At 69.6% G+C, this 22,828-nt stretch carries 20 protein-coding genes; 12 read left to right on the top strand and 8 right to left on the bottom strand.

Annotation, left to right across the window (positions count from 1 at the left end; all coding sequences use genetic code 11):
- The first annotated feature begins 255 nt into the window (after positions 1–255).
- The 4 genes from ABD236_RS24050 (at position 256) to ABD236_RS24035 (ending at position 8,240) form a co-directional block, all read left to right on the top strand.
- Complete coding sequence (locus ABD236_RS24050) at positions 256–6,525, top strand: RHS repeat domain-containing protein (RefSeq protein WP_344076627.1); 6,270 nt, start codon at positions 256–258, stop codon at positions 6,523–6,525.
- A 131-nt stretch (positions 6,526–6,656) separates the two neighbouring features.
- On the top strand, positions 6,657–7,082 hold the full coding sequence (locus ABD236_RS24045; protein ID WP_344076625.1) for a hypothetical protein: 426 nt from the start codon (positions 6,657–6,659) through the stop codon (positions 7,080–7,082).
- Positions 7,079–7,393, top strand: coding sequence for a hypothetical protein (locus ABD236_RS24040; RefSeq protein WP_344076623.1), 315 nt, complete (start codon positions 7,079–7,081; stop codon positions 7,391–7,393). Before ABD236_RS24045 ends, ABD236_RS24040 begins: the two co-directional genes overlap by 4 nt.
- A 97-nt stretch (positions 7,394–7,490) precedes the next feature.
- The gene (locus ABD236_RS24035; protein ID WP_344076621.1) at positions 7,491–8,240 is read left to right on the top strand and encodes a DsbA family protein; all 750 of its coding nucleotides are present in this window, start codon (positions 7,491–7,493) and stop codon (positions 8,238–8,240) included.
- Between the two features lie 167 nt (positions 8,241–8,407).
- Here the strand turns inward: ABD236_RS24035 and ABD236_RS24030 are convergent, their stop codons facing one another.
- Positions 8,408–8,986, bottom strand: a complete 579-nt coding sequence (locus ABD236_RS24030) for a hypothetical protein (RefSeq protein WP_344076619.1) — start codon at positions 8,984–8,986, stop codon at positions 8,408–8,410.
- Between the two features lie 223 nt (positions 8,987–9,209).
- On the opposite strand from ABD236_RS24030, the gene ABD236_RS24025 reads away from it, so the two are divergent.
- Both ABD236_RS24025 and ABD236_RS24020 read left to right on the top strand, forming a co-directional pair.
- Entirely contained in the window at positions 9,210–9,563 is a 354-nt protein-coding gene (locus ABD236_RS24025) for a VOC family protein (protein WP_344076617.1), read from the top strand.
- Between the two features lie 228 nt (positions 9,564–9,791).
- Positions 9,792–10,337 carry a hypothetical protein gene (locus ABD236_RS24020; RefSeq protein ID WP_344076615.1) on the top strand — a complete coding sequence of 182 codons (546 nt, stop codon included), beginning with the start codon at positions 9,792–9,794 and terminating at the stop codon, positions 10,335–10,337.
- A gap of 90 nt (positions 10,338–10,427) precedes the next feature.
- Here ABD236_RS24020 and ABD236_RS24015 read toward each other — a convergent pair whose 3' ends face one another.
- The 4 genes from ABD236_RS24015 to ABD236_RS24000 form a co-directional block, all read right to left on the bottom strand.
- Positions 10,428–10,787: an Imm51 family immunity protein gene (locus ABD236_RS24015; RefSeq protein WP_344076613.1), complete on the bottom strand. Its 360-nt coding sequence runs from the start codon at positions 10,785–10,787 to the stop codon at positions 10,428–10,430.
- 282 nt (positions 10,788–11,069) lie between these two features.
- Positions 11,070–11,774 (bottom strand): hypothetical protein, encoded by a 705-nt coding sequence (locus ABD236_RS24010; RefSeq protein WP_344076611.1) that lies wholly within the window; start codon positions 11,772–11,774, stop codon positions 11,070–11,072.
- 145 nt (positions 11,775–11,919) lie between these two features.
- Complete coding sequence (locus ABD236_RS24005) at positions 11,920–12,291, bottom strand: hypothetical protein (RefSeq protein ID WP_344076609.1); 372 nt, start codon at positions 12,289–12,291, stop codon at positions 11,920–11,922.
- A 348-nt stretch (positions 12,292–12,639) separates the two neighbouring features.
- On the bottom strand, positions 12,640–13,503 hold the full coding sequence (locus tag ABD236_RS24000; protein ID WP_344076606.1) for an alpha/beta hydrolase: 864 nt from the start codon (positions 13,501–13,503) through the stop codon (positions 12,640–12,642).
- Positions 13,504–13,620: 117 nt separating this feature from the next.
- Here ABD236_RS24000 and ABD236_RS23995 point away from each other — a divergent pair, with 117 nt between their 5' ends.
- Positions 13,621–14,553: a LysR family transcriptional regulator gene (locus ABD236_RS23995; RefSeq protein WP_344076604.1), complete on the top strand. Its 933-nt coding sequence runs from the start codon at positions 13,621–13,623 to the stop codon at positions 14,551–14,553.
- Between the two features lie 411 nt (positions 14,554–14,964).
- On the opposite strand, the gene ABD236_RS23990 is transcribed toward ABD236_RS23995, so the two are convergent.
- Positions 14,965–15,348 (bottom strand): phytanoyl-CoA dioxygenase family protein, encoded by a 384-nt coding sequence (locus tag ABD236_RS23990; protein ID WP_344076602.1) that lies wholly within the window; start codon positions 15,346–15,348, stop codon positions 14,965–14,967.
- A 1,309-nt stretch (positions 15,349–16,657) separates the two neighbouring features.
- On the opposite strand from ABD236_RS23990, the gene ABD236_RS23985 reads away from it, so the two are divergent.
- From ABD236_RS23985 to ABD236_RS23970, 4 genes are all read left to right on the top strand, one after another.
- Positions 16,658–17,074: a hypothetical protein gene (locus tag ABD236_RS23985; protein ID WP_344076600.1), complete on the top strand. Its 417-nt coding sequence runs from the start codon at positions 16,658–16,660 to the stop codon at positions 17,072–17,074.
- Between the two features lie 301 nt (positions 17,075–17,375).
- The gene (locus tag ABD236_RS23980) at positions 17,376–19,004 is read left to right on the top strand and encodes a sulfite oxidase (protein ID WP_344076597.1); all 1,629 of its coding nucleotides are present in this window, start codon (positions 17,376–17,378) and stop codon (positions 19,002–19,004) included.
- A 124-nt stretch (positions 19,005–19,128) separates the two neighbouring features.
- Positions 19,129–19,794, top strand: a complete 666-nt coding sequence (locus tag ABD236_RS23975; protein ID WP_344076595.1) for a fasciclin domain-containing protein — start codon at positions 19,129–19,131, stop codon at positions 19,792–19,794.
- 185 nt (positions 19,795–19,979) lie between these two features.
- Positions 19,980–20,108 carry a hypothetical protein gene (locus ABD236_RS23970; protein ID WP_344076706.1) on the top strand — a complete coding sequence of 43 codons (129 nt, stop codon included), beginning with the start codon at positions 19,980–19,982 and terminating at the stop codon, positions 20,106–20,108.
- Between the two features lie 93 nt (positions 20,109–20,201).
- Here the strand turns inward: ABD236_RS23970 and ABD236_RS23965 are convergent, their stop codons facing one another.
- On the bottom strand, positions 20,202–20,948 hold the full coding sequence (locus tag ABD236_RS23965) for an anti-sigma factor (protein WP_344076593.1): 747 nt from the start codon (positions 20,946–20,948) through the stop codon (positions 20,202–20,204).
- Positions 20,945–21,529: an ECF RNA polymerase sigma factor SigK gene (gene sigK, locus ABD236_RS23960; RefSeq protein ID WP_344076591.1), complete on the bottom strand. Its 585-nt coding sequence runs from the start codon at positions 21,527–21,529 to the stop codon at positions 20,945–20,947. Before sigK ends, ABD236_RS23965 begins: the two co-directional genes overlap by 4 nt.
- 427 nt (positions 21,530–21,956) lie before the next feature.
- On the opposite strand from sigK, the gene ABD236_RS23955 reads away from it, so the two are divergent.
- On the top strand, positions 21,957–22,643 hold the full coding sequence (locus ABD236_RS23955; protein ID WP_344076589.1) for an adenosylcobinamide amidohydrolase: 687 nt from the start codon (positions 21,957–21,959) through the stop codon (positions 22,641–22,643).
- Positions 22,644–22,828: the final 185 nt, after the last annotated feature.

Raw genomic sequence — 22,828 nt, 5'->3', positions numbered from 1 at the left:
GCGGTCCTCTCAGAACAAGACGGGTAGAACGGACACACTTTACACAGCATTTACCAATGGTTTGCCTGTGCTTCCATGTGCCTTGCATCGCCCTTGACCTTGCTGGTCATGCGGCGTCCTAGTCATGCCATCAGGCATTCAACGCTTTTGAGCGGGAAGTTCGTTTTGATATCTTCAAACAGGTATGCCGGTTGTGGGTGCCTTCGTAGGGCTCGGAGACCTCGGTCCCGGAGCCATCTGAGACTCCTGGCGGGCGTGTTGCTGACCGCGCTGCTCGCCCCCCTCCTCGGCAGCTGGCCCGCACTGGCCGCCGAGCGCGCGCAGGTCGATTTCCACCTGCGCGCGACGCAGCGGGAGAAGTCGGTCTCCGGCACCGCGGTGCCGGTGAGATCCCTCGGCGGCGACCCGATGAAGGGCCGCGACTACCGCCCGGGCAAGGCGACTTGGCCCGCTGCGGGCACCGCCGAAGTCGACCTCTCCGACGCTCCTGCCGCCCCCGCCCTGCGCTCCCTGGGTGCGGGCGCCCCGGCCGCCGGACGCGCCGCGGCCCAGGGCCTCAAGCAGGCCGGAACGCTCCCGGTGAAGGTGGGCCGCACCTCGGCCCCGGCCCCGCTGAAGGCCGCCGCACGCAGCGCGGCAGCGGCCCCGGCCCTCGACCCCGCCCCCGGCAAGGTCGGCGTCTCCCTCCTCGACCGCAAGGCTGCCCAGCAGGCCGGAGTGGACGGCCTGCTCATCCGTCTGGAGCGCAAGGACGGCAAGGCGACCGACGGATCAATCCGGGTCGAAATGGATTATTCCGCCTTTGCTCAGGCCTACGGCGGCGACTGGTCCTCCCGGCTCACCCTGTTCCGCGTGGGCGACGGCAAGGATCGCGGCCAGGCCCTTGCGCTCACGGGCGTGAAGAACAACCCGAAACTGCGCACGCTGAGCGCCGATGTGCCCCTCGCGGCCTTCGGGGCGGCCCCGGCCACCTACGCCATGGCGGCCCAGGCGGCCGGTGACGGCGGCAGCTTCGCCGCCTCCTCGCTCTCCACCTCGCAGGCGTGGTCCGAGGGCGGATCCTCGGGCGCCTTCACCTACGCGTACCCGATCGAGACGCCGGAGTCCCCGGCCGGCGAGGGCCCCACCGTCGCGCTCTCCTACAACTCCCAGGCGCTGGACGGCCGTACCTCGGCCACCAACAACCAGTCGTCCTGGATCGGTGACGGTTGGGACTACTCCACCGGCTTCGTCGAGCGCTCCTACAAGTCCTGCTCACAGGACATGGGAGGCGGCGCCAACAACACCGCCAAGACCGGCGACCTGTGCTGGGGCCCGGACATCCTCACGCTCTCCCTGGGCGGCTCCTCCTCCCAGCTGGTGAAGGACGAGAAGACCGGTGTCTACCGGCCCACCAAGGACGCGGGCGAGAAGGTCGAGCGTCTGACCGGCGCCGCCAACGGCACCGACGGGGGCGAGCACTGGAAGGTGACCGCGACCGACGGCACCCAGTACTTCTTCGGGCTGGGCCGCCTGCCCGGCTGGAGCACGGGCAAGGAGGAGACCAACTCCGCCTGGACCGTCCCGGTCGCCGGCAACAACAAGGGCGAGCCCGGCTACGCCAGTTCGTTCGCGAACTCCTTCAAGACCCAGGGCTGGCGCTGGAACCTGGACTACGTCGTCGACACCCAGGGCAACACCTCGACGTACTGGTACACCGCGGAGCGCAACAACTACGGCAAGAACAACAGCGACACCGCCACCCCCTATGTGCGCGGCGGACACCTCAACGCCATCCGCTACGGGCAGAAGGCCGACGAGCTGTTCACCGCCAAGGCCCCGGCCGAGGTCGCCTTCACCACCGCCGAGCGGTGCGTGCCGGGCACCGGTGTCGACTGCGCGCCCGAGAAGCTGACGAAGACCACCGCGAAGAACTGGCCGGACACCCCCTTCGACCAGATCTGCGCCGACGGCGCCAAGTGCACCACGCAGAAGTCGCCGACCTTCTTCAGCCGCAAGCGCCTCACCGACATCACGACCCGGGTGCTCGTCGGCGGCGCCCTCAAGGACGTCGACTCCTACAAGCTGGAGCAGAGCTTCCCCGAGACCGGCGACGGCATGCCGCCGCCGCTGTGGCTGAAGTCCGTCACCCGCACCGGCAAGGACGGCACCCCCGTCACGCTGCCGCCCGTCACCTTCACCGGGGAGCAGCTGGCCAACCGCGTCGACGGCCTGGAAGGCCTGGCGCCGATGGTGCGCTGGCGCGTGGCCTCCATCAGGACCGAGGCGGGTGGCGTCATCGGCGCCACCTACTCGGCCCCCGAGTGCACCCCTGCCTCGCTGCCCGACCCGGCGACCAACGCCAAGCGCTGCTACCCGGTGTTCTGGGCCAAGGACGGCGCCGAGAAGCCGACGATCGACTGGTTCCACAAGTACGTGGTGACGCGGGTCGTCGAGAGCGACACCACCGGCGGCGCCGCCGCCAAGGAGAGCTCGTACGAGTATCTGGGCGCCCCTGCCTGGCACTTCGACGACAGCGAGATGGCCAAGCCCGAGCACCGCACCTGGAGCCAGTGGCGGGGCTACGGCAAGGTGCGCACCCTGCTGGGCACCAAGGGCCAGGCCGGGCGGACCCAGACCGAGGCCGTCTTCTTCCGGGGCATGGACGGCGACAAGGCCGCCTCCGGGACCCGTTCGGTGAAGGTCGCCGACTCCGAGGGCCGCGAGATCACCGACGCGGACGCGCTCGCCGGCACCGTCCGTGAGTCGCTCACCTACGACGGCGAGGGCGGAAAGCTGCTGGGCGCCGAGGCGTCCGACCCGTGGCTGCGCGGTGCGACCGCATCGCGCCCGCGCGCCGGTCTCGCCCCGCTCACCTCGTGGATGACCGCCACCGCCGAGACCCGCACCCGCAGCCTCGGCGAGGGCGAGCAGTGGATCCGCACCCGCAAGACCACCACGTACAACGACCAGGGCGAGGCCGTCGAGGTCGACGACGCCGGTGATCTGTCCATCGACTCCGACAACCTGTGCACGCGCACCACGTACGCGCAGAACGCGGACAAGTGGATGTTCGAGGACCCCGAGCGCGTCGAGACCGTCTCGGTCTCCTGCTCGGCCACCGCGCAGCGGCCCAAGGACGTGGTGACCGACACCGTCACGTCCTACGACGACAAGGGCAACGTCACCGAGGTCAAGGGCCTCAAGGACTACGCCGACGGCTCGCCCCAGTACAAGACCGCGACCAAGACCACGTACGACACCTACGGGCGTCCGCTGACCGAGGTCGACGCGAGCGGCAAGACCAGCCGGACCGAGTACGTCCCGGCCACCGGCGCCAACCCGGTGAAGACGACCGAGACCGACGTCCTCGGCAACGTCACCACCCTGGAGATCAACCCGACGCGCGACCTGCCGCTGGCGCAGACCGACCCCAACGGGCGGCGCACCGACGCGGAGTACGACGCGCTCGGCCGCACCCTCGCCGTCTGGGCGCCGGGCCGCGCCAAGGACACCCAGTCCGCCTCGGTGCGCTACCGCTACGAGATGTCGCAGACCAAGCCCTCCGTGGTGACCACGGAGACGCTGAAGGACGACGGCGACTACGCCGCCTCCAACGTGATCTACGACGCCCTGCTGCGTGAGCGGCAGACCCAGGTGCCGGCGGTCGGCGGCGGCCGCGTCAACGAGGACAGCGTCTTCGACTCGCGCGGCCTGGAGATCGCCCACAACGGCCCCTACTACAACGACCAGGCCGTCAGCGGCGACCTGCTCAAGCCCAACGACAACGAGCTCCAGCGCGCCACCGGCTACACCTACGACGGTGCCGGGCGGCCCACGGCGTCGGTGTTCTACTCCCTCGGCGACGAGAAGTGGCGCACCACCACGGCGTACGCGGGCAACGTCACCACCACCGTCCCGCCCAAGGGCGGCACACCGACCACCACGGTCGTCGACGTCCGCGGAAACGTGGTGGAGCAGCGCCAGCACCGGACCACCACGGGACCGGCCACCTTCGACACCACGAAGTACACCTACACCCCCGAGGGCGACCTCGCCACCATCACCGACGCGGCGGGCAACACCTGGACCAACACCTACGACGTCGCCGGCAACCGGACCAAGGTCACCGACCCCGACTTCGGAACCCAGACCATGTCCTACGACGATCAGGGCCGCCTCACGTCCACCACGGACGCGCGGGGCAAGAAGACGTCGTACGCATACGACATCGCGGGCCGCAAGACCGCCGCGTACGAGGGCGGCACCGACGGCACCAAGCTCGCCTCCTGGACCTACGACTCGCTGGCCAAGGGGTATCTGAGCTCGTCCACGCGCTACCAGGACGGGCGCGCCTACACCGAGGCCATCGACGGCTACACGGACGACTACCAGCCCACGGGCATGACGGTCACCGTCCCGGCCGAGGAGACGGGCCTGGCGGGCACGTACAACGTCAAGTTCGGCTACACCACCACCGGCCAGATCGCCTGGGAGCAGTACGAGGCGAAGGGCGGCCTGAAGGCCGAGCGCGTCACCCACACCTACACCGCGGACGGCATGCCCGCCGCGACCACGGGCGGCGGGGTGCGCTACGTCCAGGAGAGCAGCTACTCGCCGTTCGGAGAGGCGACCCAGCTGGTGCACGGCACCGCGGGCGCGCGCGTCGGCGTGACCAGCACGTATGACGAGGCCACCCGGCGCCTGGAGCGCTCGGTCGTTGACCGCGAGGTCACCGGCGGCGCCAACACGGACGACCGCTCCTACGTCTACGACCCCATGGGCAACGTCCTCGGCATCAACTCCAAGCAGGACAACAACCCGCTGGGCACCGACAACCAGTGCTTCCGCTACGACTACCTCGGCCGTACCACGGAGTCCTGGACGCCGAAGTCCGGCTGCGCCGCGAACTCCGCGCCCAAGGCCGAGGACCTGGCAGGGCTCGCCCCGTACTGGCACTCGTACACCTACGACCTGATGGGCAACCGCACCTCCCGCACCACCCACGACACCACGGGGGACACCGCCAAGGACATCAAGGACACCTACACCTACAACGCGCCGGGCTCCGCCCAGCCGCACGCCGTGCGCAAGGTCACCACGACCGGTGGCATGACGGGGGAGTCGTCCTTCGAGTACGACGAGTCCGGCAACACCGTCAAGCGCACCCTTCCGGAGCTGCCCAAGGGTCAGTCCCTCCAGTGGGACGCGAGCGGCGACCTCGTCGCCGCCGACACCGAGGGGAACACCAGCAGCTACCTCTACGACGCCGAGGGCAAGCAGCTCATCACCCGCGGCCCGCAGGGCGTCACCCTCAACCTGGGCGACGAGCAGTTCACCTGGGACCCGGTGAAGAAGTCGCTGCGCGGCACGCGCTACTACACCCACGGCGACGAGCAGGTCGCCGTGCGCACCGCCGCCGACGACGGCGCCACCCCGGTCAGCTACCTGATCAACGACCACCACGGCACCAACGTCACCCAGATCGGCTCGGTCGGCCTGGACGTGACGCGGCGCACCCTGGACGAGTTCGGCAACGAGCGGCTCAAGCAGTCCGCGCCATGGACCGGGAACAAGGGGTTCGTCGGCGGCACGATCGACCGGACCACCGGGCTGACCCAGCTCGGCGCCCGCCCCTACGACCCGCAGCTCGGCCGGTTCATCTCGGTCGACCCGGTCCTGGACCCGACCAGTCCGCAGCAGCTCAACGCGTACCAGTACGCCAACAGCGCGCCCGCGACGATCTCGGACCCGGACGGAACCTGGTGGGGCGAGGGTGCGTGGAAGAAGGCCAAGAAGAAGGTGGCCACGGTCACCCACAAGGCCACGAACTGGGTGAAGCAGAAGGTCGTCGCCCCGGTCGTCAAGCAGGTCAAGAAGGTCTACCACAAGTACGTTCCGAAGAAGCTCCAGAAGATCGTGCGGAGCGTGAAGCAGAAGGCGGCCAAGGTCTGGAAGTCCACCAAGCGATGGGTGAAGACCAAGGCTTGGCCTACAATCAAGCGGGCCTATCACGCCACGCGTAAGTACGTGGCCAAGCAGGTAAAGGCGGCGGGCAACCGGATACGCAAGGCAGGGGACTCGGTCTCCAGCGGAGCGAAGAAGGCGTCCGATGCCATTTCGCACAAGGTCGACTCTTTCAAGAGTGACTGGAAGCACAAGGTGGTCGACGTGGCCGTCGGCGCCGTGGCAGCCATGGGCACCGCGGCCTGTATCGCCTCGGTCGTCTGCGGCGGCGGTCTGTTCATCGTCGGCGCGGCGGCCCTGTTCACCGCGGGCCTCGGCGCCCATATGGCGGTCGCCTCGGACGACGAGCGCAGGAAGGGCGGAGCCCAGTTCCTGCTGCGTACGGGCAAGGCGGAAGCCAAGGGCATCATCGGCGGAACGCTGTTCGGCCGCGGCCTGGTGGGCGGAGTGCTCAGAGGGGCGAAATCCCCGGCGGTCTCCTCGCTCAGCACCCGGGGCGGATCGTCACCCCTGCTGTACGGCGTACCCAGAAGCCAGTGGGGAAGCACGATCGTGAACCACGTGCGGAACCTCTTCTAGGGTGGATACCGGTGGGCGCCGGACGAATTCCGGCGCCCACCGGCCGCGCCGCCGCTTCCCCTCCGGGAACGGTGCTGCGGAAAAGCACGGACAATGTGCGGACACGGAATTCAAGGACACGGAAAAGAGAAATGTCGACCATCATCGAGATGCTTCTGATCCTCGCGGTGGCGGGTGTCACGACGAGGGTCGTGATGTCCGTGCAACGCCGCCGGGCAGCTGAGCGCTCCACACAGCTGCGCGCCGGAAACCGCGCACAGATCCCCTGCCGCATCACCTGGAAGCAGGGAACCGGCAGCAGGGGATCGGTCTACGGAAAGCTGACCGCGGCCCCGGACGGCGGCCAGGCGGTCTTCATCCGCCCGATGCGCCAGGCCCTGCCCCTCCCGGCGGGCCGGATCGCGGAGACGGCGAACAGCTGGCGGGCCGGGAACACCGACCTGCTCTACCGGACCTCCGACGGCCAGGAGATCCGGATAATGACGAGCGCCGCCGACACCGAGACGGTCACGGCGCTGCTCGGCCGCGCCGGTACCAGCACGGGCGGTACGCAGTGAGCGAAGACCCCGACTTCGGGACGGTGCCCGGCGACGGGCACGACGCCCACGCACGTGCCGCCGCCGACGAGGCAGCCGAGCGCGCGGCCCTGCGCGCCGACCTGCCCGACGCACACTTCGGCCTGGCCGCCGCGATCATCCTGTCGGCGCTCGTCGGAGCCTTCGTCGCCCCGCTCTACGGGCTGCTCGTGGCAGCCGCCTTCGCCGCGATCTTCCTGCTGACCCTCGGCGTCCAGTGCCTGGCCGGCTTCACCTGGCAGTCGGTCCGCCGGGCGTATCTGGTCACCTTCGCCTGGGGGCGCTGGCTCTGACCATTCAGGGCGTGCGCGCGGTCGGCGCGCGCCGGCCCGCCCGCCCCTACCCCTCCTTCCACGTTTTTCCTCCGTCCCACCAAGGAAGTCCCTTCTCGTGCTGAACAGTGCCGCCCGATCCGCTCGACACCGCTCCACTCTGGGAGCGCTCGCCGCGCTGCTCTGCGCGGGTGCGGTCGCCTGCTCCTCCGGGAGCGGGGAGAAGGCCGAGCCCGCGCCGGCCGTCTCCACGGTCGGCCCGACCGCGCGCGCCGGAGAAGCGGCGCCGACACTGGCCAAGCTGCCCGCCAAGCTCGGCGCCGACGGGACCTCGCTCATCGTCGGCAAGGACTCCGCCCCGCACACGGTGAAGATCCTGGAGGACCCGCGCTGCCCGTACTGCGCCAAGTTCGAGACCGCGGCCGGTCCCAAGCTCGCCGAGCTCGCGGCCGACGGCAAGATCAAGATCGAGTACACCATCGCCTCGTTCCTCGATGTCAACCTCGGCGGCAGCGGCTCGGCGAACGCCGCACGGGCGCTGCGCGCCTCCCTCGACGCGAACAAGTTCCCCGAGTACCACGCGGCCCTCTACGCCTCCCAGCCGAAGGAATCCATCGACGGCTTCACCCCCGCCTTCCTGCTCGCGCTCGCCGACCAGGTGCCCGGGCTGCGCGGCGCCGCCTTCGACAAGGCGGTCACCTCCGGCGCCCACGCCGACTGGACCGCCCGCGCCGAGAAGGCGTTCGAGACGTCCGGCGCGCGCGGTACACCCACGGTGCTGCTCGACGGCAAGCCGCTGGGACCCGACGACGCCCTCTACGAGGCGGGCGCCTTCGCGGGGATGCTCAAGGAGCGCGGCATCGGCTGACGTCGGGGCCTCGGCGGGAACTCCCTTCAGCCAGCCACGGGCTGTGCGCCGGACGTTCCTCTCCGGTATCTCCGTTATCTCTGCCGTCGCTGATCCTGGCGAGCCTTTTGCGTCTCAATCAGCGTCGACCGGCTCAGGTGGGCGTTCGTCAGCGTCGCCTCACTCCTCTAGTGGGGTCCGAAGACCACGAGAGCCACGACGGCCGCGACGGCAATGGCCGCGGGTACGACGAGGAGTCCGACCGTGACGGGAGTCAGCCGGTCCCGGAACCGCTTGGGGGGCCGCACTCGGGCGCTCGGGTCAGTACTCAACTCCCACCAGTCGACAACCCGTTGGAACTGCTCGTCGAAATCGGGAGCGGGATGGGTGGCGCTGCGGTAAAGCCCGGGCAACGAGCGACGCCGGCCGCCCAGCAGGAACACGCGGATCGCAGACACGGAGGAACCCTGGCCTTGGGTCTCGCGCACGTCAATCCACTGGATCTCGTGCCAGGGGTAGGTGCGGCCGCCTCCCAGGCCCCAGCAGATGGTTATTCCGTCGGCCCCGACCCTGCTCCAGCTCCGCGACGACAGGAGCACAAGCGGGGCGAGGAGGACGATGCTCCCGCCCACCAGCCAACAGAACCCCACCCCACCGAGCGTGACGTACGCGGCGACCCCCTCGACGACCAAGACGACAAGTGCCAACACCACGGACGACTTTGCCGCGCGGTTCCGGTGCGCCGACGGGAAGTTCAGTTCGACCATGCCCGGACACTACGCCTGCGGTCGCGGCCTTGAAACGGCCGGTGCCGGAGCGTCGCCACTACATGACAGTCCCGCTGACTCCCCGGGCCTCGACCGGTACGCGGAGCTGCTGTCTCAACCGGTCTGGTTCGATGACTCCGGTTCAGGCGAGGGTGTGCTCCGGCGGTCGACGGGAGCCACCCCCGGCCCCAGCAGTCGGCCGACCCTGTTTATGCTCACGTCCATGGCACTGGAATGGGAACAGATCATCGTCGACTCCTCCGACCCCATCGCCCTCGGGCGCTGGTGGGCCGAGGCTCTCAGCTGGGTTGTCGTCGACGAGACCGAGGAGATCATCGAGATCCGGCCTGAGCCGGATCGGATGCCGGGGCTGCTCTTCGTGCCTGTCCCCGAGGGCAAGACGTCGAAGAACCGGCTCCACCCCGACTTCCGCCCCGACGATCAGGAGGCCGAGGTCGCCCGGCTGCTCTCCCTCGGTGCCCGGCGTGCCGACACCGTGGGGGACGAACAGCACTGGGTGACCCTCCTCGACCCGGAGGGCAACGAATTCTGTGTCCTTGGTGAGCGGAAGAGCTGAGCGGGGCCGGGCAGCCGTTCGGGCGGGTGGCGCCGGACGGTTTCGCCCACCCACAGCTGCGCCAGCCGCTGCTCGTCGACCCGCTGGCCGGGTGCTCGACCGTGATCCGTGCATGGCTCCGGCTGGTGCGTTGGTGACGCGTGCGCGGCTCGGCCTGGACGACTTACGAACTACCAGGGAGGGCCGGCGGCATAGTGGGACGCGCGTGCTCCATTACCCTCAGCCGGTATGACAAGCCCTCACTCCGCGTCGAAGGCCCGTTTCCTCGTCCTGCACGACTACGGCATGGGCGGCACCTGGTGGTGGGTCCATGCACGATCGGCCGGGGAAGTTCTTGAGACGTTCGCCGAGGTCGAGGTGGTCGACGGTCCAGATGCTGTCGAGCGTGCCAACTGGGACCTGGACGAAGTCGACATCGACGAGCCGGCCATGCCTGCGGGCCTGGACGGGCTGCGGGCCAAGCGCGACGCACAGCGCGGCCGCCCCGGTTTCGGCGCACTCGCGGGCCGGAGCATCGTGCGCCTTCGGCGCCGCTGGGACGGCGACGGTGGTGAACCAGCGACCTTCCTCTTGGAGGTCGGCTCCGACGGCCGCAGGCTGCGTCAGGTCGAACTCGCCGACGACGGAGCCGCGTTGAAGAGTGGTCCCGACGACTGGCCGTTCAATCCGCCGGTTGTGGACCTCTTCGACCCTGAGTGGGCGGACAAGGAGATCCACCCGGACGAGTTCGAGGCAGCATGGCTTCGGGCACGCCACGTCGACGACGAGGAATGAAGAGCCGCCGCACCGCGCAGCGGAGCCAGGACGGACGAGACGCTCTGAGACGGCGAGTGAATCGGACCAGACCAGCTCCACTCAGGGGCCCTATCGCTCCAGGAAACGTGGCTCGGCCGTCAGGATGTACTGGCTGAGGAGTTCGCGGTTGTGGAACGCGGAGCGTAAGAGCACGGCCAGCTCCGTGAGGGCTTTGAGGTCGCTGCTCAAGACGACGAACGTGTCGGCTTCTGATCCGAAGTGAAGCTGGTCCGCACTGTCGGGCATGCGGGAATTGACCAGTGACCCGGCCAGCCCCTCCCAGCCGTGGCCATGGCTCTCGGCGTTGTGCTCCTCGAAGACGTCGGCGACCTGCTCCATGTCGCCGGCGAAGAGATAGAGGCAGTGGGAGGGGTCGGATTCACCGGTTGCGTCCAGGTGGAACGGGGCCAGGGCTGATGGGTCACTCACGGGGGTGATGGTAGGTGTGCCCGGATCTTGATCGCGACAGGACGGTTCGCCAGGTGAGCGGGCACCGGGCAGGGGCCGTGCGCGCGGTGGACTTCGCGGCGATGGGCGACTTCAGCCGTGTCCCCGACAGATTGCGTCCGCCTTCCGAGCGTCTGATCTCCCACTGCGCCTGCCCCGGGGCGGCCAGCCTTCACCGGGCGGTACGCGGCGCGGTCCGTGTCGGCGACGGCGCGCAGCTCCGGGCGGTTCAGGACTGCGGGTTGCGCGATCTCGCCGCAATAACTACTGACCGGTCCCGGCGCGGGAGATCGCGGGGAAGCTCGCGGCCGTGTCGATGTAGTACTTGCGGATCAGCGGGCCGAAGCTGTTCGGGTCGTTGCCGAGCAGCATGAGCTTGATGTGCGCGGTGGCCTCCGGGGCGGTGAGCGCGGGCACCTTCGCGTTGGTGTCGCCGATGGTTTTCTTGGTCGTCCATGTCTGGCGGGCCTCGGTCACGGCACTGACGTCGGGGTCGAAGGCCAGGAAGAAGGGGCGTCCGTCGGGTCCGCCGTCGTTGCCGGTGGCGAGGAGCACGATCACGTGGAACCCGGCCCCGTTGGGCTGGATGAACAGGCTTCTGGGCCCGCCGACATGGTCGGTCGGGCCCTTGACGGTCACGGCACGGCCGGCGTGCAGGCGCTCACTGATCGCGGTCCACTTGGCCGTGATGTCCGCAGCCGCTGACAGGTCCGCGGGGTCATAGAGCCCCCCTGCTCCGGGCGAACTGAGGGCGTTCGCCACGCGCGCGCCCCGAGCCTCGCAAAGCTTGTCCAGCATGCCGGTGAACATCGTGGTGGTCGGCAGCTGCAACCAGAAGGTCACGCGGTCGAGGACGCTGCCCGTGCCCGGCGCGGGATTGTTGTCGATCGCGGCGGCGATCCGGGTCCGCAACGACGCGACCGCCGGGACGGTCACGTCCCCTTGCTGAAGGTACGCCTGCTCGATCATGAAGGATCCCCCCGTCCGGCTCCGCTACTCCCACTATGGCGTACGGAACGCGCTCCCCGTGGAACAACCAGAGAAGGGCCAGCAGCGTTGCTGACGAACCCTGGGGCGATGTCTGGATCCGCCCCGATCGACGCCGCGTTGGGCCTCAGCACACAGCCGGGCTGTCGCACTCGAACCATACCGAGTGCGCGGTGGGCTGGAAGTCCGGCGTGTTCCATGCGGTGCCGCGCCCGGGCTTCCCGGCGGCGGCGACGACCAACTGCTGGTGGCAGTCGCCGGTCGCGTAGATGCGTGCCGTCCTGTCCGTGCCATTGGTTCCGCTCTTCGCGCCCACCATCACTAGGGGGATGCACTTGTCCGTCGGCGCGTTGCGCAGGCCGATGGTGGTGTTTGCTCCGCTGGTATAGAGAAAGTCGCCGTGAGCTACCCCAGCGGCCGAGGCTGTCGCCACACTCGCCGTAAGAGCGAGGAGGGCGGCGCTGGGCAGGATGAACAAGGTGCTGATCCGACGGGACATGGGTCCTCCCCGCTGCTGACGTGGCCGCAGCAGGCGGTATGCGACCACTCGATCCGTGCTGACGCCGCCTCGACCGGGTCGGTCCCAGATGGCGTGCACTCGCAGAGTGACTCGTCACCACGGAGGCCAGTAAGGGCGAATCGCGCCAAATGGTCAGTAATTGAACATATGTGCCAAACGGCTCGCGGGGCAGCGGAGGCGCGGTGGCGCCGCGGCATTCCTACAGCTGCCCGACGTCACCGCCATATAGGTCGCCGCCGCAGCGATCCGGACCGACCTCAGCACGACCCACAGTACGAGGCCCTCGTCACCGGCGTGGCGCCGCCCCGCTCGGGGGCGGGGACCCCTCTATGGGCCGATGTCGGCTGACGAGGCGAGGACTGCGGCGAGCTCTCCCGGCCGGGCGGCGAACGGGCTATGGCTGCCGGGCAGGGTATGCACCGTGAACGGGTTGGCGGGGAAGGCCCGGTCGGCTTCCGCGATCATCAGGTCCTGTGCGGTCGGCGCCAGCGCCCGGTCCTCGGCGCAGCGCAGGAAGGTTCGTGGAATTCGTCCCCACCGTGTTGCGGTCAGGGTGACCGGAGTGGTCGGGATCGCCAGGGGCAGGTCAGGGCTCAGCGCGGACCGCCAGCGGTCAAATCGGTCCAGGGGGGTGTCGTGGTAATGGGTTTCCCGCAGTTCGGCGAGGTAGGCGGCATCCGGTGAGAGTGGATTGATCCGTACGGCGCCCAGGGCCTCGGGGTCGCCGAGGTTCAGGTTCTGGCCCAGTGCGGTGGCGTTCTCCGGCGAGCCCAGATAGTCGAAGAACCGCGCCCGCCCGCCCGGGACGAAAGCGGACACGTAAACGATCCGGTCCACCAGCTCGGGCGCCCGCTCCGCGGCCAGGGACGCGGGGCCGCCGCCCGCGCTGTGCGCGACGAGCACGACACTTCGATGGTGACGCACCTGGTGCAGGAGGCTCAGTACTGCCCCGGCGCAGTCGTCCATCGTCAGGGTGGCGAGCTGTGACTTCTCGGTCAGAAGGCCCGGCTGGCCGGGCAGCAGGTATCCGGTGGGCAGGGGTGCGTCGAAGCCGTGCCCGGGCATGTCGACGGCCACGCTTGCGGCGCCCAGTCCCGCCAGTGCGCGCTGCGTCGCCGCCCACTGCCCAGAGCTGTGCCAGGCGCCGTGTACGAAAACGAAGACGGTGTCGGTCAGAGGAACGTTCTTCATGGCTCCATTCCAGACAGGAAGCACAGCATCATCCATGCATAGATCTGGTAAGTGGCGTGGCGATATCTTTGAGGTATCGCCAACGGCCGACAGGATCGGTGGAGTGAAGGAAGGGTCATGGAAGCCCGACACCTGCGGTATGCGGTTGCTCTCGCCGAGCACGGACACTTCGGCCGGGCGGCCGGCGAGCTGGGCATCGCGCAGCCGCCGCTGTCCAAGCAGATCGCCGACCTGGAGCGCGAGGTCGGGGCCCGGCTGTTCGACCGCACACGTCAGGGGGTCTTCCCTACCGCCGCGGGCGAGGCGTTCCTCGTACGGGCGCGCCGCGCGCTCGAGGAGATCGCGGCGGCCACGGTCGACGCGGGTCGGGCCGCGCGCGGTGAGACGGGACGTCTGCGCCTTGGATTCATCGCTTCGGCACTGCTCGACCCGCTGCCGGGCGTCCTGAGCAGGTTCGGCCGCGAACGGCCCGACGTGAGACTGGAACTGCACGAGATGGCAACCAGCCGCAGCAGCCTCGCTCTCGTCGCCGGGGAACTGGACGTGGCCATCACCCTCGGCTCCCCGCGCGGGGCCGGAGTCGAGCATCTCGTGTCCGTCCCGATCGGACGCGACCACGTGATCGCTGTAGTGAATACGGCGCACCCGTACGCGGGACAACTGTCGGTAAGTGCCGACCAGTTGCGGCGGCAGCCGCTGATTGTGTCGGCCGGCGAGGACGAGCCCTCCGTGGTCGCCGCACTGCGCACCTTGCTGGGCACGGACTCGTCGGTTCTCGGCGGGGCGATCGTCGCGAGGGACGTGCACACGATCATCGGCCTCGCCGCCTCTGGCGTGGGCGTCGGCCTGGGGCCGTCCCGTATGAGGGCGGTCCCGCGTCCGGGAGTGCGGTTCTGCGAAGTGACCCCGCGCACGCCTCTGCCCGATCTCGTCCTGTCCTTCGCGGCCCGCGATCACTCCCCGGTGCTGCGCGCCTTCCTCGACGTCATCCGGGCCAACTGCCCCGACGTCGGGGCCGCACTCAACGACCGTATCGGCAGCCACACTTGATTCGCGCTGCCCTCCCTCTCGGGACGGGAACGTGCGACGTCCTGCACGCCGATACGCCACCCATGTCGGGGGCCGGTATCCCTCTGGGGTGACGCACACGGCAACGGGAGCCGGCGGACGCGGTCGCCGCGGGATCGCCGTCCTCCAGGGCGATATTCCACTGGGCCCTCGGTCGACGAGTGATCCGGCCGGAGGTACAAGGCGCCTGGTCAGTCGCACGCTCCAGTGTGGGGTTCCGCGCAGGGCGTCGGTGTGTCGGGCGGGGGCGTAAGTCAGCTCATACGGACTTCCGTCGGCGACCGCGTCACGGGCGTTCTGTACTACCCCGGGTGATGCCGTCGTGGCACCCTGCGGGCAGGGGAAGTGCGTGCGCTCTGCCCGGGGAGAGGGTGTTCCCGGGCATTCACGCCGTCACAGTTCGACGAGGTTGCGGCCTCCTCTGCGAAGTGGCAGGTCACCGAAGGCGGCGTCGTTGGGGGTGAGTTCTGTCGTCCGGGCGCTCTTGTACTCGTTGATGAGGATGGAGCGGTGGTGTGTCGTCACGTTGGTGCTCGCGCGATGCAGGGTGAGGCAGTGCAGGAAGAGGACGGAGCCCGGGCGGGCAGCCACCGGGACGGCCTCGTGGTCGGCGGGCGTGTCCTTGTTGTGGAGATGGCTGCCGGGCCAGACCAGGGTGGCGCCGGACTCGGTGTCGGTGCCCCCAGCAGATGGTCCCGTTGTTCGTGGGCGGAGCCAGCGACGTAGGCAATCGTTCGGGTCGTTCCTCCTGCCGCGAGCAGCAGTTGGCGCGGCCACACGACTGACCCCATCCCCTGAACCGGCGGTGGCGCACCCCGCATCGGGACTGCCCCACCGCCCCGCCCTACCGATGACGTGGGGCAGGGATCAACCGCTCGGAGCCGGTAGAACGGTCCCCAAAGGACTGGGAAGAGGGCAGGCGGAGTCCCAGGTCCGCGCGTGCATCCGCTTCCACGCCTCTGCCCAGTCCGACGGGCACGAACCGGTAGGTGTCGGTGCCGCAACCGGCGATACGGAGGCCGTGGTGGTGCTCGGGGGCCGGTACACCGGATGGCACTCCACCTCGTACGCGCCACCGGTGCATTCGGTGTCCAACTCGCCAGAGCACGCGGACACGTTGAACGCCAGTGCCGCAGCGATGACTACGGACCCTGCTGCTCTTGCCGGATGCGGCCGATCACGCTTGCTCGTCATGTCCGGCCTCCCGGTCCGTGCGACAACTGGACGGAACGGTCATTGTGGCGCACCACGCGCCGGGCGAGAACCGGTGAGAACAAGCCACGGAATCGAAGCCAGGCCCTTCCCGGGCGTGCCCGGACTCGTCAGGGGTGCCAGTTCGTCGTCTTCGCTGCTGGACAGCCCGTCCTTCCCCCCGGTGTCGAGCGGAGCTTGGCTGACCCGCAGCCACCGCGGTGTTGGTCACGTCGAAGTCATTGGTGACTTGGCCGACCGAGCGAACCCCGCGTCGGCACAGGGTCCTGGCCCGCACATGTCGTATGGCGCAGCCCCTCGATTGGGCTGATCGACGGTCTGTCAAGGGCTGGGCCTTACGCCGAGTGAGGGGTGCCCTGCGCGTCGCGGGAAGGCAGACGGGCCCGGGGAAGGATGATGCGGGTTGTTCGATAAGACGACTGCGGGAGCCGAGGTTGCCATGATGATGCTCGCTCGATCGCTTGCGGTGACCGCACTGCTCGCCGTCCCCCTGGGAACGGTCCCCGCCGCACCGCACTCGCCGTCCGTTGCCGCCCAGCCCACGCCAAGGTCACCCGGCGCCCAACGTTGCTTCCCGTCCCACGTGGTTGAGGGCAAGGCCCGGCAGGCCGCAAGGGTTCATACGTGTGTGTCGCTCGATCATGTGTTTATGACGGTGACAGCCCCTGCGGAATGCGGCACCGCGAGGTTCGCCGCCTGTGACAGTGCGGGAACGTGGCGGATGTCCCGCAATGGCGGGCGGATCGCCTCCGGCGTACTCGGTCGGCGTGTGCAGTATCCGGGACCGGGCACCTATGAGATCGTCACCACCCTGCGGGTGACATCAGCGTCCCGGGGCGTCGACCTGCGGACACGGTGGACCACCAAAGGAACCTTGAGCTGGCCTTCCCCGGAACCTACGCACCGTATCGACGTCAGTCCGCGCACCGTACGGTCAGGCCGCACCACCACCGTGACGTACACGGTGACCCGCCTGGGGGCCCGTGGAGACAGCAACGCGCGACTGGGGCTGGTCGGTGAGGCGACCACCGGCGTACGTCTGACGTCCGCCGACCGGCAGTGCAGCAACCCTCTTACCGGTGGGTATCCGTCCTCCCAGCGGCAGGCACACGTCTTGGACTGCGCGCTGGTCGACATCCAGCCTGGTCACCCGAGCACGGTGAAGGTGGATGTCCAGGTCGGGAAGTCCTGTTCCACTGTGGTGTCCAAGATGGGGTACTGGCTGCCCAAGGGCCAGGACACGTACACCGGGAACATGATGCAGGGGCCGACACTCACCTGCGTGCCGTAGCGCGCAGATCTCATGATGACCGTGCCCCGCGGTCGGCATGACCGTCAGGGCAGGTCAAGCGCCCTGCGCCCGCGGAGGGCGATCTGGATGACCGGCTGCATGGCATTCGGAACCTGTGCCAGAACCCGAGGTCGTCAGCGTAGAACGTTGAGCTGCTCCAACACTGCGATCAGGGCGGAGGGGCGCTGGAGCCCATCTGAGTAATCCGTAGCGGAATACGCGGGTGGATTGGTCTGGGATCTTTTTTCACCTGATCAGGTCGAGGACCAATCCACCCGGCCGCCAGAACCGGATTCCCCCCGTGAGGGACGAAGCGAAGGATCAGCGAGTACGGCCGGGTCGGCCCCGGGTGGCGCTGGGTGCGCTGAGCGGGGTGCTGGCCGGCTTCGCGTCGCTGGCGTTGGCCGAACTGGTCGCCGCGGCGGTGCGCCCGCAGTCCAGTCCGGTCATCGCGGTGGGCGGGGCGTCCATCGACGCAACACCCGCCGCGGTCAAGGACTGGGCGATCCGCCACTTCGGCACCAACGACAAACTCGTACTGCAGCTCGGCATCCTCGCCGTGCTGGCCGTGCTGGCTCTGACGCTGGGTGCGCTGGCGGTGTGGTTTCGGCAGGTTGGAGCCGCCGGGTTCCTTGTCTTCGGGGGTATCGGGGCGGCGGCCGCCGTCAGCCGGCCCGACTCCACCAGCCTCGCCGATGCGCTGCCCTCCCTCGTGGGTGCCGCTGCCGGAGCGCTGCTGCTGTACGTACTTGTCGGGCGTCTGACGAAGGTGAAGACGCCAGCGTCGGCCGCCGGGGGTGGGACCTGGGAAGCCGGTGACGGTCTGTCTTCGTCCGCTGGATGGGACCGGCGGGGATTCGTCCTGGCGGCCGTCTCCGCCGCAGCGGCTTCTGCCGCGGTCGGCGGGGTCGGCCGGTCCTTGAACGCCTCGCGCGGCCAGGGCGCGATCGCCTCCCGTAACAGGCTCGTGCTGCCTTCTCCCCAGTCACCGGCGCAACCCATCCCCAAGGGGGCCGGGCTGCGCATCCCCGGCATCAGCGCCTTCGTCACCCCCAACGCGGACTTCTACCGCGTGGACACCGCGCTGGTGGTGCCCAAGCTGAACGCCGCCAGCTGGCGGCTGCGCATCCACGGCAAGGGCGTACGCCGTCCCACCACCTACTCCTTCGACGACCTGCTGCACCGTGAGCTGATCGAGCGGGACATCACCTTGACCTGTGTCTCCAACGAGGTCGGCGGCCCGTATGTCGGCAACGCCCGGTGGATCGGGGTACGGCTGGCCGACCTGCTCGCCGAATGCGGCATCAAGCCCCCGTCCCAGGGAGGCGCGGCGGATCAGCTGGTGTCCCGGTCGGCGGACGGCATGACGATCGGCAGCCCGGTCGAGGACGTCATGGACGGCCGTGACGCGATGCTGGCCCTGGGAATGAACGGCGAGCCGCTGCCCTTCGACCATGGCTTCCCCGTCCGGATGGTCGTCCCGGGCCTGTACGGGTTCGTCTCGGCCTGTAAGTGGATCGAGGACATCGAGCTCACGACCTTCGACTCCTACGACCCTTACTGGGTCAAGCGCGGCTGGTCCCGCAGGGCTCCGATCAAGACCGCCTCGCGGATCGACACCCCCAAGCCGTTCGCCCGGCCCAAGGCCGGCACGGTGATGATCGCCGGAGTCGCCTGGGCCCAGCACCGGGGCGTCGACAGGGTCGAGGTCCGCATCGACGACGGCCCTTGGCAAGAAGCCGATCTGGCCGGCGAGGACACCCGCGACACCTGGCGCCAGTGGTCGCTTCCCTGGCGGGCGACCAAGGGCGGCCACACCCTCACCGTCCGCGCCACCGACCGCACGGGCGCCGTACAGACCGACAAACGCACCCGCACCATTCCCGACGGCGCCAGCGGGTGGCACTCCGTCGTCGTGACCGTCGAATGACCAACTTCCCCCTCAAGGGCCCCTCCTTCCCCCTCAAGGGCCCCTCGTGCCCCTTCCCGAACCACCGTTCCGCACCACCACAAGCGCAGCCGCATCATGCTGCACCGTCAAACAGGAGAACCTCATGTACACCCGTATCCGCCGTAGCACCGGACTCCTCGCCGCGGCCGCCGCGCTTCCCTTGGTCCTGACCGCCTGTTCCAGCGGCAGCAGTGACTCGGGCAAGTCCGACGACTCCACCAGCAACGCATCGGCTCCGGCCACGAAGAGCAGCGACGACATGGCCGGCTCGACGGCCTCCTCGAGCAGCACGGACCAGCCGTTCGGCCCGGCGTGTGCCTCCGTGCCGAAGAACGGTGCCGGTTCCTTCGATGGCATGGCCAAGGACCCGGTGGCTACGGCCGCATCCAACAACCCCGCGCTGTCCACGCTCGTGGCGGCGGTGAAGAAGGCCGGGCTGGTCGACACCCTCAACAACGCGCAGAACATCAGCGTGTTCGCGCCGACCAATGACGCCTTCAGCAAGATCCCGAAGGCCACCTTGGACAAGGTCCTGAACGACAAGGCGCAGTTGACGAAGATCCTCACGTATCACGTCGTCGGTCAGAAGCTCGCTCCCAAGGACCTGGAGAACGGCTCCTTCGACACGCTGGAGAAGTCGAAGGTCATGACCTCCGGCTCGGGCGAGTCCTACACCGTCAACGACTCCGCCATGGTCGTCTGCGGCAACGTCAAGACCGCCAACGCCAACGTCTACATCATCGACACCGTTCTGATGCCCAAGAGCTGACACCACCACGGAGCGAGGACGCATGCGCCGCCCGGTTGCCTCGACGGGAGCTAGTCGGGCGGCGCGCGTCCCTTCCAAACGGGGCATCCGTCAGCCGCCCCCGGCAGCGGCTGGCGGATGCCCCTCATCCGACGACTGGTCGGCAGGCATCACGGCCTGGTGCCCGCGCCTCCTGGGACTACCTGATGCCTGATTGCCGGGCCGGCGGCGACCGGGTGCTGGCGAGCGACGACGTGAACCGGCTCCAACGCCTCGACGCCGCCGCTGCCCTGGGGGTGGGCTGGCGACCGCTCCGTCCGACCGGTGACCCGTGACCGGCGGACCTCGGGTTCTTTCCTCGGCCACCGGGCCGACGCCGTATAACCGCGTGGGGAGCCCGCCATGGTGTGGGCTCCCCACGCGCATCCTCACCCCGGCACGCCGAGCAAGGCGAGCGGCGCCGAAGTCGGCTGCGCCGATCCACCGGCCGGTTCCACCGTAATGCCGACCCCGGAGGCGCCGTCGACCGCTCCCTGCATCAGCACGGCCTGGCTGTTGCGGTCGGGGTCCATCAAGCCACCCGAGCGCATCGTGCCGCCGTCGGCGAACCACAGCTGGTACACCTTGCCGCGTGGAGGGGCGGCCATGTGGTACGAGACGAAGGCGGCCCGGTCCTGGCTGGCGGAGACCACCAGCGTGCTCGCGCCGCCCGCCACCTTCGCCGAACGGGACTTGGCATCGGGCGCGGCCAGCAACCCTGCCAGGTCCTCGACGTGCTGCTGTGCCTGGGCAGCCTCGTGCCGGGCGTCCTGGGCGCGCTCGTACTGCCACACGACGGTTCCGCCGAGCACGGCGGCGGCCACACTCGCCGCCAGCGCCCACCGGGCCAGGCCCCCTCCGCGTAGCGCGCCGCGGCGTACCCGCTCCAGCGGTGCGGCACCGGGCGGCTCCTGCCGCACGGTGGTGATCCGCTGCAGTACCTCCTCCCGCATGGCGGGGCGCGCGCGTACCGTGGACGCCAGGGCCAGGCGCCCGGCGGTGGCGGTGAACTCGGCGACCTCCTGCCGACAGGCCTCGCAGTCGGCGAGGTGCCGCTCGAAGGCGGCACGTTCCTCACCGTCCAGCGCGTGCACGGCGTAGGCGCCGGTCAGCGCGTGCAGATCGGTCGTGGTCATGCGGTCACCCCCAGGCAGTCGCGGAGCCGGATGAGCCCGTCACGCAGCCGCGTCTTCACCGTGCCCAGCGGCAAAGCCAGTGCTTTGGCGACCTCCCGGTAGGTCAGGCCCCGGTAGTAGGCGAGTGTGACGGCCTGGCGCTGCAGCTCGGTCAGGGTGCGCAGACAGCGCCTCACCTGCTCCTGCTCGAGCCGGGTCTCGACCTGTTCGGTCACCTCGTCGTAGGCGGGCTGATGCTCCAGCAGCGCGGCCTTGGTGTCACGGGCGGCTGCGGCCTCCACCGAGCGGACCCGGTCCACTGCCCGCCGGTGGGCGAGGGTGAGGATCCAGTTGATGGCCGTGCCGCGCTCGGGCCGGTAGCGCGGGGCGGTGCGCCACACCTCCACCAGCACCTCCTGCGCCACTTCCTCCGACTGCGCCTGATCACGCAGAACGGCCCGGGCGACCCCCAGGACGGAGCCGGCCACGGCGTCGTAGACCGAGGCGAAAGCCTCCTGATCGCCCAGCGCCACCGCGTGCACCAGCTGTTGTAGATCAGGTTTGGCAGCTTGATCACGGCCGATATATACGGGTTCCTTCACAACGGCTCTCCCATGGGTACGGCGGGGCGGAACAGCCCTGTGTAATCCGGGGCCGCGCGAGCTGAGGATTGGTCGCCACACGATGGCGGCGGGGGTTGCCGCGGTGTCCGGTTCCTCGCTCAGATCGGTTCGGGCACCGGCCGAATGGCTGCTGCCGTCGCTGTCCGTCGTCTGAGTGTGCGGTACGGGCGGCTGCGACCGCCCGAGACACTCGGCGATCACGTTGCGCAGCCGCCAGCCGCCAGCCGCCAGCCGCCAGCCGGTGGCCGGTGGCGCGGCTCAGACGTCCGGCGACGGTGATGACGCCGAGCTGACTCGCCCCCGAGGGCGCGCCCGCTCGGTGGCGGCACCCAGCGCCCGAGGCGGGGCGGAATGGGCGGGACAACGTACGATCAAGCGGTTTCCGCCTGTGAGGAGTGCCTGTCCGGTGACCGCCGTCGTTCCGCCGCCACGACCCGCCACCGCCACCCTCCTCCCTGTGCGGCAGCTGTCCCGCTTCGAGGACGGCGAACGGCTGCACAGCCTGCTGTGGCAGGCCGGTGCCGGCTGGCGGATGATCAGCAGTGCGGTGCTGGGCGGCGGCGTCGGGGAGCGCGCCTGGGTCCTCAACGCCCAGGTCTCCCACGGCTATCGGCGCCACGACCCCGACCGGCACCTCGCCGAGCTGGCCCGGCAGGCGGGTGCCGAGGGGGCGGGGGTCGGGCTGATGACGGCCGCCGACGTCCGGGCGTACGGCCACGGGGCCGACGAGGGAGTGGTGGCGGTGGCCACCGCGGGACTCGGAGTGCGCGGCTGGGCGGCCGCCGCACCGGAAGCCCTGGCTGCCCCCTCGCGGCCCGGCACGATCAACATCGTGGTCGCGCTTCCGGTGGCCATGACCGATGCCGCGCTGGTCAACGCCGTGGCCACGGCCACCGAAGCCAAGGTGCAGGCTCTGCTCGACATGGGCTACGACTGCTCCGGTACCCCCACGGACGCCGTCTGTGTCGCCGCCCGGACGCCGGTGGACGGGGAGGAGGTGCACGCCTTCGCCGGTCCCCGCTCGCTGTGGGGCGCGCGCCTGGCCCGCGCTGTCCACCGAGCCGTACGCGGGGCGGCCCCGGCCCTGCGCTGAGCGCGTGACCCGAGGTGCCAGGCCGACGCGTGCCGGCCGTCACCCGCGCGCCGTCAGCGCGCCGGCAGGTCCTGGATGGCTGGTCGCCGCATTGTCCGCGGACAACACCGTTTCCGTACCCGGTCGGCTGTGCGGTTGCGGACAATCCACCACCGTTGTGACGGTGGGCCCGGCCGCCCGGTACG

Origin of the sequence: Streptomyces crystallinus, assembly GCF_039521265.1 — a bacterium.
GTDB classification, from domain to species: domain Bacteria; phylum Actinomycetota; class Actinomycetes; order Streptomycetales; family Streptomycetaceae; genus Streptomyces; species Streptomyces crystallinus.
The sequence above is the reverse complement of the archived record's forward strand: the minus strand, read 5'-3'. Positions and strand labels throughout refer to the sequence as shown.

Coding starts and splice junctions, on each gene's coding strand:
- ABD236_RS24045 (WP_344076625.1), top strand. CDS start 6,657: ATGTCGACCATCATCGAGATGCTTCTGATCCTCGCGGTGGCGGGTGTC.
- ABD236_RS23970 (WP_344076706.1), top strand. CDS start 19,980: ATGCCTGATTGCCGGGCCGGCGGCGACCGGGTGCTGGCGAGCGACGAC.
- ABD236_RS24025 (WP_344076617.1), top strand. CDS start 9,210: ATGGCACTGGAATGGGAACAGATCATCGTCGACTCCTCCGACCCCATC.
- ABD236_RS24020 (WP_344076615.1), top strand. CDS start 9,792: ATGACAAGCCCTCACTCCGCGTCGAAGGCCCGTTTCCTCGTCCTGCAC.
- ABD236_RS24030 (WP_344076619.1), bottom strand. CDS start 8,986: ATGGTCGAACTGAACTTCCCGTCGGCGCACCGGAACCGCGCGGCAAAG.
- ABD236_RS23965 (WP_344076593.1), bottom strand. CDS start 20,948: ATGACCACGACCGATCTGCACGCGCTGACCGGCGCCTACGCCGTGCAC.
- ABD236_RS23995 (WP_344076604.1), top strand. CDS start 13,621: ATGGAAGCCCGACACCTGCGGTATGCGGTTGCTCTCGCCGAGCACGGA.
- ABD236_RS23975 (WP_344076595.1), top strand. CDS start 19,129: ATGTACACCCGTATCCGCCGTAGCACCGGACTCCTCGCCGCGGCCGCC.
- ABD236_RS24005 (WP_344076609.1), bottom strand. CDS start 12,291: ATGTCCCGTCGGATCAGCACCTTGTTCATCCTGCCCAGCGCCGCCCTC.
- ABD236_RS24010 (WP_344076611.1), bottom strand. CDS start 11,774: ATGATCGAGCAGGCGTACCTTCAGCAAGGGGACGTGACCGTCCCGGCG.
- ABD236_RS24000 (WP_344076606.1), bottom strand. CDS start 13,503: ATGAAGAACGTTCCTCTGACCGACACCGTCTTCGTTTTCGTACACGGC.